The following is a 13,844-nucleotide window of genomic DNA, read 5'->3' on the forward strand; positions in this document are numbered from 1 at the left end:
GCGGGCCTACGCCGTTTCCCTGCGACCCATCAGCCGCAGGGGGATGCCGGAGGCGAGGGCCGAGGCGTAGCGCGCCTTCTGGTAATGACCGTTCAGGGATAGTCTCGGCAAATGCGTGAGGGCATTGCCGTTTGCTGTAATCGTTCCGGGGCGTGTCGTAACGCCGACCGAGAAGCCGAGCTCCGCGGCAAGGCTGCCTTCGCGCGACGAGACCGCCTGGGCCGTGCCATAGGGATAGGCGATCGCCATCGGCCGCCGTCCCGTAATATCGGCTACATAGTCGGCCGAGAGCGCCATTTCGACCGCAGCCTCCGCTTCGGGCAGCCTGGCCAGCGCCCGGTGGCTCACGCTATGCGCGCCGAGCGAAGCCAGCGGATGACGGGCGAGATGCCTCAACTCCGTCCGGTCCATGATCGACGCGCTCACGATGTCGAGCGGCTCCAGTCCCGTCTTTCGCGCAACGTCATCGATCCGGGCGATGGCTTCGGTTTCGTCGCTGTCATGAACGAAGGCGGCGAAGCGCGCAAAGGCGGCGTATCGCTGGCTCTCCTTGCCGAGCGGCAGAAATTCCTCACCGGCACCGAAATCGAAGGTCAGCCGATCCAGCCGGCCAAGCAGCACGGCCAGCGTTTCCCACCATAGGCTATGGGTCCGCTCTGAAAGCCCCTGGGCAACGAAAACGGTGAACGGCGTGTCGTGGCGGGCGAAGATCGGCAGGGCATGGTCGAGATTGTCGCGATTGCCGTCGTCGAGCGTGAAAGCGACGAAGGGCGGTTTGCCGTGAGCGTTCGCCACCCGCTCCGGCAGCGCATCGAGGGCAATGAAATCATAGCCATCCTGCTTCAACCGGACGATCGTGCGGTCGAGAAAATCGGGCGAAACCTCGAGATGCGCATTGGGGGCGAAGCGGCGGGCAAGGGCGGGGCGAACATGGTGCAGGGTGAATATGACGCCCATGCCGGCAACGTCACGCATTAGGCCCGCGCCCTTAAGAATTGCGGCAACTTCCAGCCCGCCGGAGATCATCGTGCGCTTGAGGCGGACCTTGATGCCTGGTTCCATGCGGCTTGACCCGGTTGACGAATGTCAAGGCTTTAGCGCATCCTCCGTTAAGTCTTACTGAATCTTTGCCGTATTTCCAATGCGTTAATGGTTATTTTACCAGGAAAGGCAAAATTGAGGAACTATCGAGGCTGTTGCCTCAATATCGCACCGATATCAGGTTTTTTGTCGCAAAATCATACAGGGATTGATGCGGTGTGTTGGCATTCATTCGGTTGGGGACAATTATGAAAAGACTTTTGATGGCCCTGTCGGCGGCCGTCTTGCTATTGAGCGCTCCTGCGGCAAGCTTCGCGGGCAGTGCCTATTTCATCATGGACGCGAAGACCGGCAAGGTGCTGACATCAAGCAACGCGGATGATCTCAACCATCCTGCATCGCTGACCAAGATGATGACGCTTTACCTGGCCTTCGAGGCGATCCATCGCGGCAAGCTGAGCTGGAACACCAGGATCCCGGTGTCGAACGCCGCCGCTTCCAAGCCCCCGACCAAACTCGGCTTGAAGCCCGGCGGGACGGTCACCGTGCGCGAAGCCGTCGACGGCATGATCATCAAGTCAGCCAATGATGCAGCCGCTGCGATGGGCGAAGCTCTTGGCGGCAGCGAAAGCGGCTTTGCCCGGCTGATGACGCAGAGGGCACGCGAACTCGGCATGCGCCGCACCGTTTTCGTGAATGCTTCGGGCCTTCCGAACATGCAGCAGGTGACCACCGCCCGCGATATGTCGACACTTGCCGTCGCCCTTATCAACAACTACCCCCAGGAATACCGGCTCTTCTCGCAGGCAAGCTTCAACTATCGTGGCCATTACGTTCGCGGCCATAATAACCTCATGTATCGTTATGAGGGCATGGACGGCATCAAGACCGGCTACACCAACGCCTCCGGCTTCAACATCGTCAGCGCCGTGCGTGACGGCAACCGTCGCGTGATCGGCGTCGTCATGGGCGGCGCGACTGCGCGCAGCCGAGATGCCCTGATGGCGTCGCTGCTTGATCGCAATGTGCCGAAGGCGAGCTCGGTTTCGACATCGCGGCTTGTTGCAAGCATCGGCAATGTGAGAACGAAGCAGGTCGAAGTGGCATCGGCGTCCGACGATGTCGCCGTGGATATCGACGCGCAGACCACCGCCACGACGCGCAAGCGTCTGGAGGTCGTTCCAGTCGCTCCGCTGGCATATGCCACCACGTCGAACGTCACCGTGCCGATGGATCGTCCCGTCGCGATGGACGAAATCATGAGTGCCGGCAAGCCTGCTGCGACCGGCGGCTGGCAGGTGCAGATCGCCGCGACCCCGAGCGCACAGGCCGCCAAGGACCTTCTGTCCGAGGCGAAGTCTCGGACTGGCAATGCTCTCGCCAACGCCTCGCCCTATACGGAGGCGTTCGGCAAGGGTGGCAACACGGTCTATCGCGCTCGTTTCGTTGGTTTCTCCACCCGTGACGACGCAAGCTCGGCTTGTGCTGCGCTGAAGCGCAAGGATTTCGATTGCATGCTGCTGCCGAACAAGGGCTGAGCATAGCAAGAGTTTGAAAAGTCGAGCCGGCGGGGCAAAAACTCCGCCGGCTCGACTTTTTGTATGGAATCGTTCACTAATACCTGGAACATAGAGGGAACGATAGATGCTATCCGATCTGATGCAGCAATTCGAAACGGCCTCTGCGACCTATGCCGCCGACAACGGCCTGGAGCGCGACGACGACTGGTTCCTCCTGAAACTTCAGGAGGAGATGGGCGAGCTGACGCAGATCTGGAACAAGACGACAGGCCGCGGGCGACGCAAGGGCATGAGCGACGAACAACTGGCGACGGCGCTCGCCGACGAAACGGCCGATCTGCTCGGCCATGTCTTGCTCTTCGCCCACCGAAACGGCCTCGATCTTGCTGCCGCAATAGAGCGCAAATGGTGCTTTCGCCCTCGTGAGGATTGAGGGTGAGGGGCGGGGCGGTCTAGGCCTTCGTCCCGCCCACCGTCACCTGATCCATCCTCAGATGCGGCTGGCCTACGCCGACGGGGACCCATTGGCCGCCCTTGCCGCAATTGCCGATGCCGGTATCGAGCTTCATGTCGTTGCCGATCATCGAGACGCGCTTCATGGCGTCAGGCCCGTTGCCGATCAGCATGGCGCCCTTGATCGGCGCGCCGACCTTGCCGTTCTCGATCAGATAGGCCTCGGTGCAGCCGAAGACGAACTTTCCTGACGTGATGTCCACCTGGCCGCCGCCAAAGGAAACGGCGTAGACGCCCTTCTTCACCGAGGCGATGATCTCTTCGGGCGTCTTGTCGCCGCCGAGCATATAGGTGTTGGTCATGCGCGGCATCGGCGTGTGAGCATAGCCCTGGCGGCGGCCGTTGCCCGTCGCCTTCATGCCCATCAGCCGGGCATTCTGCCGGTCCTGCATGTAGCCGACCAGCTTGCCGTTCTCGATCAGCACGTTATAGGCCGAAGGCGTGCCTTCGTCGTCCACCGTGATCGAACCACGGCGGCTTTCGATCGTGCCGTCGTCGACGACGGTGACACCGGGTGCGGCGACCATCTGACCCAGCAGTCCGGCAAAGGCCGATGTTTTCTTGCGGTTGAAATCGCCTTCCAGCCCGTGACCGACGGCTTCATGCAGCATCACACCAGGCCAGCCGGATCCGAGCACGACATCCATCGTGCCGGCGGGGGCATCGATCGCCTCCAGATTGACGAGTGCCTGGCGCAGTGCCTCGTCGGCGCCGTGGCGCCAGTTGTCCTGCGTGATGAAATCGCCGAAACCGATGCGGCCGCCCGTGCCGAAGGAACCGGACTCCTGCCGGTCGCCGTCACCCACGACGACGGAGATATTGATGCGCGTCATCGGCCTGATATCGCGCACGCGATGGCCGTCGGCGCGCAGAATGTCGACCACCTGCCAGCTTGCGGCGATGGATGCCGTCACCTGACGCACCTTGCCGTCCTTGTCGCGCAGATAGCTGTCGATCTGCTGAAGCAGCTTCGCCTTATCCTCGAATGTCGGCGCGCCGATCGGGTTCTCGTCGCTGTAGAGAACCTTGTTGGTGCGCTGTGGCGCGGCCGCATAGGAGCCGGCGTAACCCGTCGTGACGGCGCGCACGGCATCGGCGGCCCGCTTCAGCGCAGCTTCGGAGAGATCGCCCGCATGGGCGTAGCCGACGGCCTCGCCGGCGACGGCGCGCAGGCCGAAGCCCTGTTCTGTGTTGAAGCTGCCGCCCTTCATCCGCCCATTGTCGAATGTCAGCGATTCCGCCTGGACATGCTCGACGAAGAGCTCGCCGTCATCGGCGCCCGAAAGCGCCTCGGCGACGATGCCGCGCAGCTTGGTTTCATCGGCATCGAAAAGAGTAAGGAGATCGGTATTCATGGGTCAGGTGCTCCGTTCAGAGCGGATGTAGGCTTCGCATGGCGCAAGAGCAAGTCCATGCCGTCAGGGAAGGGCGTCGTAGCCTTCGGCAAAGCCCTTCAGATCGACCGGAATGCCGATGCCTTCCTCCGGTGACTGGAAGACGATGAAAGTCGCGGTGGCGCCGCTGCGCAGCGTCTTCAGCAATTCGTCCTCGAGCACGACTTCCGCATAGCAGCCGTCGGCAAAGCAGCGCACGAAATAGGCGCGGCCGATATCCTTGCCGTCGATATTGAGGCCGAGGCCGTTCGGCAAAAGCACGCCGAGCGGCGCGAGCACGCGCAGGATCTTGGACTTGCGATCAGCGGTCTTCAACACCACGACGGAAAGGCCGATCTCCGGGCGATCCTCGGCGATCACGTTCTGCATCAGGGCGCACTGCTCGGCCGAAGCACCCGCCGGCTTGTCGCAGACGACGGACCAGGCCCCGTGGCTCGAGCGCACCGTGCCCGGAGGTTGTGGAACCTGGCTGGTCGGAACTTGCTGCGTATGCGGCTGCGGCTGGCCCTGCTGCTGGGGCTGCAGCTGTTGGGTCTGCTGCGCCGGCTGAGTCTGCTGTGCCTGCTGCGCCCATGCAGGCACAGCGATCGATGCCGCGATGCTGCCGGTAACAAGCCAAAGCCGGGCAAGGGAACGAAAACCCATGGAAACCTCTAGATTCGAATCAGTGCCGATATTGTTGAAGCCCAGGCTGGCAAATGAAAAGCCCCGCGTGCTGGATTCCAATCGACTACGGCGGAAATACGACGTGTACTCCATTTTGTCCGTGTGGCGCCATGGACCGCGATGCAATTTTTCGTATGATGATGAAATGCTTGCCATGTCCGGCTGGCAAAAGGGGACAGCATATTCGCGCAAAAATGCCGCACTAACAAATGGCGGGAGTTGTTGCGGAGTACCCCAAACTGTGGTTTGAAGCGCAATAGACTGTAGGGATACTGCGTTTGAGGTTGATCTGGGATCAAACGCTGGAGGGAGAGACATCGTGATTAAGAGAGCTTACGCGGCTCTGACGGCTCTGATCTGTCTGCTTTTCGCGACAGGCAGTTATGCTGATCAGCCGAGACCTTGGGAAACCGGTATGCAGGAGGCGGCAACCGGCAATATGCATCAAATCCGCTGGTTTGAGGCATACACGCTCTGGTTTGTCATTCCGATCACACTGTTTGTTCTCGTCCTTCTGGTCGTCGTCATCGTGAAGTTCCGGGCTTCCAAGAACCCGGTGCCCTCCAAGACGAGCCACAACACGCTGGTCGAGGTCGCCTGGACCATAGGTCCTGTCCTCATCCTTCTGTTCCTGGCTATTCCTTCCTTCAACCTTCTCACTGATCAGCTGACTTTCCCGGAGCAGACGGACGTGACCGTCAAGGCGACGGCGACGCAGTGGCAGTGGAACTATGAATACGAGAACAGCGGTGCGACGCCGCTCGCCTTCGATTCGTTCATGTTGAAGGAGCCGGATCGGGCGACCGCCGGCAAGGAAGACAAGTCGAAATATCCTCGGCTCCTCGCCGTCGATAACGAGATGGTGGTGCCGATCGGCAAGAACGTCCGTGTTCTCGTCACTGCCGCGCCGACCGATGTCATCCATTCCTTCGCCATGCCCGCCTTCGGCATCAGAATCGACGCTATTCCTGGTCGTCTGAACGAGACCTGGTTCAAGGCTGACCGTGAAGGCCTGTTTTACGGCCAGTGTTCCGAGCTCTGCGGCAAGGATCACTCTTTCATGCCGATCGCCATCCGTGTCGTCTCCGACGATCAGTACAAGCAGTGGATGGCCTCCGCTGCAACTGATCTGAACAAGGCGAACAAGGCTCTGATGGCCGCCGTCGACCAACCGGCAACCGTCAAGGTCGCTGAAAACACGGCGAAATAAGGAGGGGTAGGAACAATGGCTGGATCCACGGCACACGACGATCATTCGCACGATCTTCAGGACGCTCACGCGCATGACGATCATCACGCCCACACGCCGAGCTTCGCCGAGCGATGGCTGTATTCGACGAATCACAAGGACATCGGCACGCTCTATCTGATCTTCGCGATTTTCGCGGGCGTGATCGGCTTCCTCCTGTCCGTCGCCATCCGCATGGAATTGCAGGAACCCGGCATTCAGATCTTCAGCGGTCTGGCGTCCATGGTCTATGGCTATTCGGGCGATGCTGCCCTCGATGGCGGCAAGCAGATGTACAACGTCTTCGTGACGGCGCACGCGCTGATCATGATCTTCTTCATGGTCATGCCGGCGATGATCGGCGGCTTTGCCAACTGGATGGTGCCGATCATGATCGGCGCGCCGGACATGGCGTTTCCGCGCCTGAACAACATTTCCTTCTGGCTCATCGTTCCCGCCTTCCTGCTGCTCATTCTTTCGATGTTCGTCGAGGGTCCCGCGGGTGCTTACGGTGCCGGCGCAGGCTGGACGATGTATGCTCCGTTGTCGAGTACCGTCGGCCATCCGGGCCCGGCGATCGATCTGGTGATCTTCGCGCTGCATCTCGCCGGCGCCTCGTCGATCCTTGGCGCGATCAACTTCATCACCACCATTCTCAACATGCGCGCTCCGGGCATGACGCTGCATAAGATGCCGCTGTTTGCCTGGTCGGTGCTGGTCACCGCCTTCCTGCTGCTCCTGTCGCTGCCTGTTCTTGCCGGCGCGATCACCATGCTGCTGACCGACCGCAACTTCGGCACGACGTTCTTCTCGCCGGAAGGTGGCGGCGATCCGCTGCTTTATCAGCACCTTTTCTGGTTCTTCGGTCATCCGGAAGTCTACATCCTGATCCTGCCTGGCTTCGGCATGATCAGCCACATCATCTCCACCTTCTCGCGCAAGCCGATCTTCGGCTATCTCGGCATGGCCTATGCCATGGTCGCGATCGGCGCGGTCGGCTTCGTCGTCTGGGCCCACCACATGTATGTGACCGGCCTTTCGCTCGACACGCAGCGCTATTTCGTGTTCGCGACGATGGTCATCGCGGTTCCGACCGGCGTGAAGGTCTTCTCGTGGATCGCGACGATGTGGGGCGGCTCCATCGAGTTCCGCACGCCGATGATCTGGGCGCTCGGCTTCATCTTCCTGTTCACGCTCGGTGGCGTCACCGGCGTTCAGCTCGCCAATGCCGGCCTCGACCGTGAATTGCACGCGACCTACTTTGTAGTGGCACACTTCCACTATGTGTTGTCGCTTGGCGCCGTCTTCGCCATCTTCGCTGCCTGGTACTACTGGTTCCCGAAGATGACCGGCTACATGTACAACGAGCGGATCGGCAACTGGCACTTCTGGATCACCTTCGTCGGTGTGAACATGGTGTTCTTCCCGCAGCACTTCCTCGGCCGCGCGGGCATGCCGCGCCGCTACATCGATTATCCGGATGCTTATGCGGGATGGAACTTCGTGTCCTCCATCGGCTCCTATGTCGCAGCTGTAGGCGTTTGCTTCTTCTTCTGGGGCGTTATAGATGCATTCGTGAAGAAGCGCGTTGCAGGCAACAATCCCTGGGGTGAGGGTGCAACCACGCTCGAGTGGCAGCTTTCGTCGCCGCCGCCGCACCACCAGTGGGAAGAGTTGCCGCGCATCAAGTAGCCTGTTTCCGGACGCCGTGATGAGCGGCGTCCGGCTCAATTGACAATTGGAAGAGAGTATGACGGTCATCGACAATCACGAAGCGCTCGCAAAGAAAGGCGAAACCGGCTTGTCGGAAGCGAGTGCGCGCGATTATTTCGAGCTTTTGAAGCCGCGGGTCATGTCGCTGGTCGTCTTCACTGCGTTTACCGGCCTGGTGTTGGCGCCCGGTCATCTCAATCCCGTTCTCGGTTTCATCGCCATTCTTTGCATAGCCGTGGGTGCCGGTGCATCCGGCGCGCTGAACATGTGGTATGACGCCGATATCGACGCGGTGATGAGCCGCACCGCGCGCCGGCCGATACCATCGGGCCGCATTAAAGCGTCTGAAGCGCTGGCGTTCGGCCTCGTGCTGTCAGGTTTTTCGGTGGTGATCCTCGGTCTTGCCATCAATTGGCTCTCCGCCGGGATCCTCGCTTTCACGATTTTCTTCTATGCCGTCATCTACACGATGTGGCTGAAGCGTTCGACGCCGCAGAATATCGTCATCGGCGGCGCCGCCGGCGCCTTTCCGCCTGTTATCGGCTGGGCCTGCGTCACCGGTAGTGTGTCGATCGAGAGCATTGTGCTCTTCCTCATCATCTTTCTCTGGACGCCGGCGCATTTCTGGGCGCTGGCCCTGTTCAAGATAGGCGACTATGAGGCCGTCGGTGTCCCGATGCTGCCGAACGTCGCTGGTATCCCGACGACCAAGAACCAGATCGTCGTCTATGCCGTGCTGACCGCCATCGTCGGCGTGGTACCGGCCTTCATGGGCTTTGCGAGCCTGGGTTACGGTGTCGTCGCAGCAGTGCTGGGCGCGATCTTCGTGCACTGTTCCATCGCCGTCTGGCGCATGGCCGATGGCGACAAGAAGATGGTTCCGGCAAAGAAGCTCTTCGGCTTTTCCATCTTCTACCTCTTTGCGATCTTTTCCGCGCTGCTGATCGACCGGCTCGTTGCCGTGTTGATGTCGAGCGGCGGCGGAGGCTGGCTATGATCGACCTCGTCAAATTGACAGAAGCGCAGAAGAAATCGCGGCGAGGGCGCAACATAGCGCTCGGCCTGGTATTGGCCGGCCTGGTGATCCTGTTCTACACGATCACCATCATCAAGGTCGGCACCGGACACGTTTGAGGAGGGATGATGGAGGAGGAGGTCACGAAGAGCGCAAGAACCGGCAGCCGTAACAACGGGCTGGTCGTTGCCATGTGCCTGAGCTTCGTCATCGGCATGAGCGCCATGTGTGCCGCCGCCGTGCCGCTCTATCGCATGTTTTGCCAGGTGACTGGCTACAACGGCACCACGCAGCGTACGGAACAGGTATCCAGCGTCATTCTCGACAAGTCGATCCAGGTTTCCTTCGACGCCAATGTCGCGCCCGGCCTGCCCTGGGATTTCAAGCCGGTGCAAAAATCGGTGAACCCGAAGATCGGTGAGACGATCGAGGTCAAGTTCCTGGTGGAAAACAAGTCCGACAAGGTGGAACGTGGCCAGGCGATCTTCAATGTTACGCCGCTCGAAGCCGGTGTCTATTTCAACAAGGTCCAATGCTTCTGCTTCAATGAAACAGACCTCGCGCCCGGGGAAAAGCGCGAGATGCCGGTGGTCTTCTACGTCGATCCTGAAATCACCAAGGCTGCGGAAACCAAGACGATCAACGCGCTGACACTGTCCTACACATTCTACCCGCGGGAGGGCGCAAAGCCCGTGGCATCGAATGACGGCGCAGTGCAGCCGGCGGAAAAAAAACTTTGATGGAGAGTGCTTTTCGGTTTCACCGGAAGCAATATGGGAAAAAGTTATTCGGGGATTGCTGACATGGCCGAAGCGCATCAGAAGAAACACGATTATCATATTATCGATCCCAGCCCGTGGCCGATCATTGCGGCCATTGGGGCCTTCGTGATCACCTTCGGCGGCGTCGGCTTCATGCGCTACCTCAATGGCGGCGCGCTGCATCTGTTCGGGATCAACTTTGCCCAGCCCTGGCTGTTTTTCATCGGCCTGGCTGTCATCCTCTACGTCATGTACGGTTGGTGGTCGGACACGATCAAGGAGGCGCATGAGGGCGCCCATACACGCGTCGTCTCGCTGCACCTGCGCTACGGCATGATCATGTTCATCGCCTCCGAGGTGATGTTCTTCGTCGCCTGGTTCTGGGCCTATTTCGACGTCAGCCTGTTCCCGAACGAGGCGATCCAGGCGTCGCGCACGGCCTTCCTCGGTGGCCAGTTCCCGCCGAAGGGCGTCGAGGTGCTCGATCCCTGGCACCTGCCGATCTACAACACCATCATCCTGCTGCTGTCGGGCACGACCGTCACCTGGGCGCACCATGCGCTGCTGCACGGCGACCGCAAGAGCATGATCCAGGGCCTGACGCTGACAGTCCTGCTCGGCGCGCTGTTCTCCTGCGTGCAGGCCTACGAATATGCGCATGCACCCTTCGAGTTCAAGAACTCGATCTATGGCGCGACGTTCTTCATGGCGACCGGTTTCCACGGCTTCCACGTGTTGATCGGCACGATTTTCCTGCTGGTCTGCCTCGGCCGCGCCATCAGGGGCGATTTCACCCCGAAGCAGCATTTCGGCTTCGAGGCCGCCGCCTGGTATTGGCACTTCGTCGACGTCGTCTGGCTGTTCCTGTTCTTCTGCATCTATATCTGGGGCAGCTGGGGTGCGCCGGTCGCGGCCGGCTAAGGTCGGCTGATACCTAGACGAAATGTGAAATAACCGCCGCCGCAAAAGCCATCCTTATTCGAGGCTCTTGCGGCGGCTTTTTTTTCGAGAGAGCCACGAGATCAATTCGCTCGCCACAGCTCTCGGACCCCTGTCGTCTCGTGGAGGTTTGCTCCGTTGGCCATTTGGATCTGCAAGACATGCGGAGCACACTTCCCGCCGAACGACGCCCCTCCCGCGAGCTGTCCTATTTGCGAGGATGAACGGCAATTTGTTCCTGAAGGCGGCCAGGAATGGCTTGCGCGGGAAGCGCTGGTCACCACGCATGCAAATGAATGGAGCGAGCTGGAACCGAACCTGATCGAAATCGCCGTTTCCCCAGCGATCGGTATCGGGCAAAGGGCGCTTCTGGTGCTTTCCCCCCATGGAAATATCCTTTGGGATTGCACTGCAATCCTCGACAAGAAAACACGCGATCGCATTCTGGAGCTCGGTGGCATCAAGGCCATCTGCCTGTCTCACCCGCATTTCTACACCGGCATGGTGGAGTGGAGCGAAGCCCTGGGTGGCGTGCCGATCCTGCTGCACCAGGCCGATCTTGCCTATGTTACGCGCCCGAGTGCGCATATTCAGCCTTGGCAGGGTGATCGCCATGACGTGTTGCCTGGCATTGCCCTGCATCGGCTCGGCGGACATTTCGAAGGGAGCAGCGTTCTGGAGTGGCAGGGCGGCGCTAGCGGGAAGGGCGCCCTGCTTGTTGGCGACACCATTCACGTGGTCGCCGAGAGAGGGTGGGTTACCTTTATGTATTCCTTCCCAAATCTGATCCCGTTGCCGGCACGTGAAGTTCGGCGTATCGCAGACCGCGCAGTAGAAATACGCTTCGATCGCATCTACGGCCCCTGGAGAGACAAGTTCATATCGAGCAACGCAAAGGACAGTGTCGCCCGTTCCGCTGAACGCTATATCCGGTTGCTCGAATCCTAGGACCGTGATGCGCTACGCTTGATCAGCTACCGGCTGCCAACCGCTCGAATGCTGACGGTCGTGGAATGCCACGATTGAGAGCCTGCCTGATGTCTTCCGCGCATGCCTGAGGACTATTCGTTGAGGTGTCGACCTCAAGATCGTAAATCCCTGGTCTATGCACCTGCTCCTGCCAGGCAAGCACCGGTGCCGGAACCGCCATATCCGGACTGACCGGAACGTAGCTGTCTTGCCTCTCCGGGCCTTCCGCCAGCCGCCGCTGCATTATCACATCGAGCGAACAGCGCACGCCGACGAACAGAGCGGGCAGCCCGGCCAATTGCCTGGCGCAATCCGCCACAATGCCGAGCGGGCGCGAATAGGCGTCGTGATGGCCGAACTCGGCGACGACATTCAAGCCCATGCGGCTGTGAGCGGCGATCGACGCATACAGTGCGGCATAAAAGCGCGGAATGAGTGGTTCGAGATCGGGCCGCTCACCGCCCGGGCGCAGGCCGATCCCCGGACGATAGCGCGCCGGCGTGATGTGCCTGATATGGGCATCGACGCCGAGGTTCATCCACATGCCGTCGAATCCGGCCTGGATGGCCTCGACGATGCTGGATTTTCCGGACCGCGGCGCACCGTTCAGGATGATGATGCGACCCGCTGAGCCACCGTCGCTGTGTTCCATGAAATAGGTCTCTTTCGCATATATTCCGGCTCGAACGAGGCGATGTCGAAGCTTTTCGATTGGACGGACGCACCCATCGCCGCTACTGATGATGACAGGGGCGAGATCAGCATGCTCGTCCGCAATGGCAGGCCGATCGAGACCGAACTTTGACCTCAGAGCAAGACAAAGGCCCCGACGGGGCACCCCATGATGACAGCACCCTCTTTGCTCCCGTCGATCCGTTCAAGGTCGGCATCCAGGGATGTTGTCCGCGTTGCGGCCATGGCAAGCTCTTCGATGGATTATTGTCGATAAAGCCGCGTTGCTCCGCCTGCAATCTCGACTATACGTTTGCCGATGCCGGCGATGGACCGGCGGTCTTCGTCATCCTGATCGTCGGCTTCATCGTCATCGGTTTGGTCCTGTGGATGCAGATCAATTATGCGCCGCCGGTCTGGGTCTATATCGTGCTGTTTGCGCCGCTCACCATCATTCTGTCGCTGCTGTCCTTGCGCTGGTGCAAGGGCATTCTGATAGCGCTGCAGTATCGCCACAAAGCAAGTGAAGGGCAGATCAGTCGTGACTGAGTCCGCTATGCCCCTGCGCCGCGCCAACCCTCTGTGGCAAATCGGCAAGGCGCTGATCCTGCTTGCCGTCCTCGTCATCCTGGTGGGGTTGGGCACCTGGCAGGTCCAGCGGCTGCATTGGAAGGAAGGCCTGCTGGCCGACATTGCCGCGCGCAAGGACACGCCGCCCGTGCCGCTCTCGGTGATCGAGACGATGGCTGCCTCCGGTGGCGATATCGAATATCGCGTGGTGACCGCGACCGGCCACTATCTCAACAACAAGGAACGAGATTTCCTCGCCACCTATGCAGAGGAACCGGGCTTTCACATCTATACGCCTTTGCAGCTTGACGATGGCCGCTATGTCTTCGTCAACCGGGGCTTCGTGCCCTCCGAAGCCAAAGAGCCGGAAATGCGCAAGCAGGGGCAGCTGACCGACGAACAGACCGTCACCGGCCTTGCACGCGCCAAGCTCGCCGATCAGCCCTCGGGCATGCCGGACAATGATCCGGTCAAGAACATATTCTTCTGGAGGGACCTGGATGCGATGGCGTCCAGCGTCGGGCTGCCGAAGGACAAGGTGCTGCCCTTCTTCATCGATGCCGACAAGACGCCCAATCCCGAGGGGTTGCCGATCGGCGGCGTGACCATCATCGATCTGCCGAACAGCCACCTGCAATATGCGGTGACCTGGTATGGCCTGGCGGTGGCGCTGGTCGCTATCGTCGCGATTTCCTGGTGGCGCAAACATCATCCGGACGCGCCTTCACAATAGAGGCATGCAATAGAATAGCTTCATTTCGATGGAATATTCGGCTAGAGGATGATCCCAAAAAGTGCGCAGCGGCTTTTGGATAAGATCATGCGGACTAATGGGACAAGCGG

Annotated in this window: 15 protein-coding genes; 11 read left to right on the plus strand and 4 right to left on the minus strand. The window is 60.2% G+C overall.

Annotated elements, in window-relative coordinates:
* Positions 1–6: 6 nt before the first annotated feature.
* The gene (locus tag JTP94_RS08255) at positions 7–1,062 is read right to left on the minus strand and encodes a polysaccharide deacetylase family protein (protein WP_204850040.1); all 1,056 of its coding nucleotides are present in this window, start codon (positions 1,060–1,062) and stop codon (positions 7–9) included.
* 227 nt (positions 1,063–1,289) lie between these two features.
* Here JTP94_RS08255 and JTP94_RS08260 point away from each other — a divergent pair, with 227 nt between their 5' ends.
* Together JTP94_RS08260 and JTP94_RS08265 are read left to right on the plus strand one after the other, a co-directional pair.
* Positions 1,290–2,579 (plus strand): D-alanyl-D-alanine carboxypeptidase, encoded by a 1,290-nt coding sequence (locus JTP94_RS08260; RefSeq protein ID WP_204850041.1) that lies wholly within the window; start codon positions 1,290–1,292, stop codon positions 2,577–2,579.
* A gap of 106 nt (positions 2,580–2,685) precedes the next feature.
* A complete protein-coding gene (locus tag JTP94_RS08265) occupies positions 2,686–2,994 on the plus strand; it encodes a pyrophosphatase (RefSeq protein ID WP_204850042.1) in 309 nt (102 codons plus the stop codon).
* A gap of 19 nt (positions 2,995–3,013) precedes the next feature.
* On the opposite strand, the gene tldD is transcribed toward JTP94_RS08265, so the two are convergent.
* Complete coding sequence (tldD, locus tag JTP94_RS08270; RefSeq protein WP_204850043.1) at positions 3,014–4,429, minus strand: metalloprotease TldD; 1,416 nt, start codon at positions 4,427–4,429, stop codon at positions 3,014–3,016.
* Positions 4,430–4,492: 63 nt separating this feature from the next.
* Positions 4,493–5,113: an invasion associated locus B family protein gene (locus JTP94_RS08275; RefSeq protein WP_037198632.1), complete on the minus strand. Its 621-nt coding sequence runs from the start codon at positions 5,111–5,113 to the stop codon at positions 4,493–4,495.
* 340 nt (positions 5,114–5,453) lie between these two features.
* Here JTP94_RS08275 and coxB point away from each other — a divergent pair, with 340 nt between their 5' ends.
* From coxB to JTP94_RS08310, 7 genes are all read left to right on the plus strand, one after another.
* The gene (gene coxB / locus JTP94_RS08280; RefSeq protein ID WP_204850044.1) at positions 5,454–6,344 is read left to right on the plus strand and encodes a cytochrome c oxidase subunit II; all 891 of its coding nucleotides are present in this window, start codon (positions 5,454–5,456) and stop codon (positions 6,342–6,344) included.
* 15 nt (positions 6,345–6,359) lie between these two features.
* Positions 6,360–8,054: a cytochrome c oxidase subunit I gene (ctaD, locus tag JTP94_RS08285; protein WP_204850045.1), complete on the plus strand. Its 1,695-nt coding sequence runs from the start codon at positions 6,360–6,362 to the stop codon at positions 8,052–8,054.
* Between the two features lie 58 nt (positions 8,055–8,112).
* On the plus strand, positions 8,113–9,072 hold the full coding sequence (locus JTP94_RS08290; RefSeq protein ID WP_204850046.1) for a heme o synthase: 960 nt from the start codon (positions 8,113–8,115) through the stop codon (positions 9,070–9,072).
* Positions 9,069–9,209 (plus strand): hypothetical protein, encoded by a 141-nt coding sequence (locus JTP94_RS08295; RefSeq protein WP_034508275.1) that lies wholly within the window; start codon positions 9,069–9,071, stop codon positions 9,207–9,209. Before JTP94_RS08290 ends, JTP94_RS08295 begins: the two co-directional genes overlap by 4 nt.
* 9 nt (positions 9,210–9,218) lie before the next feature.
* Entirely contained in the window at positions 9,219–9,830 is a 612-nt protein-coding gene (locus tag JTP94_RS08300; protein WP_204850047.1) for a cytochrome c oxidase assembly protein, read from the plus strand.
* A gap of 63 nt (positions 9,831–9,893) precedes the next feature.
* On the plus strand, positions 9,894–10,772 hold the full coding sequence (locus JTP94_RS08305; RefSeq protein WP_204850048.1) for a cytochrome c oxidase subunit 3: 879 nt from the start codon (positions 9,894–9,896) through the stop codon (positions 10,770–10,772).
* 156 nt (positions 10,773–10,928) lie between these two features.
* Positions 10,929–11,738: a hypothetical protein gene (locus JTP94_RS08310; RefSeq protein ID WP_204850049.1), complete on the plus strand. Its 810-nt coding sequence runs from the start codon at positions 10,929–10,931 to the stop codon at positions 11,736–11,738.
* Positions 11,739–11,760: 22 nt separating this feature from the next.
* Here the strand turns inward: JTP94_RS08310 and JTP94_RS08315 are convergent, their stop codons facing one another.
* Positions 11,761–12,411, minus strand: a complete 651-nt coding sequence (locus JTP94_RS08315) for a chloramphenicol phosphotransferase CPT family protein (protein ID WP_204850050.1) — start codon at positions 12,409–12,411, stop codon at positions 11,761–11,763.
* Between the two features lie 149 nt (positions 12,412–12,560).
* Between JTP94_RS08315 and JTP94_RS08320 the strand changes: the two genes are divergently transcribed.
* Complete coding sequence (locus tag JTP94_RS08320; RefSeq protein ID WP_204850051.1) at positions 12,561–12,980, plus strand: DUF983 domain-containing protein; 420 nt, start codon at positions 12,561–12,563, stop codon at positions 12,978–12,980.
* Between the two features lie 7 nt (positions 12,981–12,987).
* Entirely contained in the window at positions 12,988–13,734 is a 747-nt protein-coding gene (locus JTP94_RS08325) for an SURF1 family protein (protein WP_204850285.1), read from the plus strand.
* Positions 13,735–13,844: the final 110 nt, after the last annotated feature.

Origin of the sequence: Martinezella lusitana (genome assembly GCF_016901135.1) — a bacterium.
GTDB classification, from domain to species: domain Bacteria; phylum Pseudomonadota; class Alphaproteobacteria; order Rhizobiales; family Rhizobiaceae; genus Rhizobium; species Rhizobium lusitanum_D.

Excerpts from the sequence above, each read along its gene's own strand:
- JTP94_RS08255 (WP_204850040.1), bottom strand. The coding sequence starts at position 1,062 with ATGGAACCAGGCATCAAGGTCCGCCTCAAGCGCACGATGATCTCCGGC.
- JTP94_RS08260 (WP_204850041.1), top strand. The coding sequence starts at position 1,290 with ATGAAAAGACTTTTGATGGCCCTGTCGGCGGCCGTCTTGCTATTGAGC.
- JTP94_RS08265 (WP_204850042.1), top strand. The coding sequence starts at position 2,686 with ATGCTATCCGATCTGATGCAGCAATTCGAAACGGCCTCTGCGACCTAT.
- tldD (WP_204850043.1), bottom strand. The coding sequence starts at position 4,429 with ATGAATACCGATCTCCTTACTCTTTTCGATGCCGATGAAACCAAGCTG.
- JTP94_RS08275 (WP_037198632.1), bottom strand. The coding sequence starts at position 5,113 with ATGGGTTTTCGTTCCCTTGCCCGGCTTTGGCTTGTTACCGGCAGCATC.
- ctaD (WP_204850045.1), top strand. The coding sequence starts at position 6,360 with ATGGCTGGATCCACGGCACACGACGATCATTCGCACGATCTTCAGGAC.
- JTP94_RS08290 (WP_204850046.1), top strand. The coding sequence starts at position 8,113 with ATGACGGTCATCGACAATCACGAAGCGCTCGCAAAGAAAGGCGAAACC.
- JTP94_RS08295 (WP_034508275.1), top strand. The coding sequence starts at position 9,069 with ATGATCGACCTCGTCAAATTGACAGAAGCGCAGAAGAAATCGCGGCGA.
- JTP94_RS08300 (WP_204850047.1), top strand. The coding sequence starts at position 9,219 with ATGGAGGAGGAGGTCACGAAGAGCGCAAGAACCGGCAGCCGTAACAAC.
- JTP94_RS08305 (WP_204850048.1), top strand. The coding sequence starts at position 9,894 with ATGGCCGAAGCGCATCAGAAGAAACACGATTATCATATTATCGATCCC.
- JTP94_RS08315 (WP_204850050.1), bottom strand. The coding sequence starts at position 12,411 with ATGGAACACAGCGACGGTGGCTCAGCGGGTCGCATCATCATCCTGAAC.
- JTP94_RS08325 (WP_204850285.1), top strand. The coding sequence starts at position 12,988 with ATGCCCCTGCGCCGCGCCAACCCTCTGTGGCAAATCGGCAAGGCGCTG.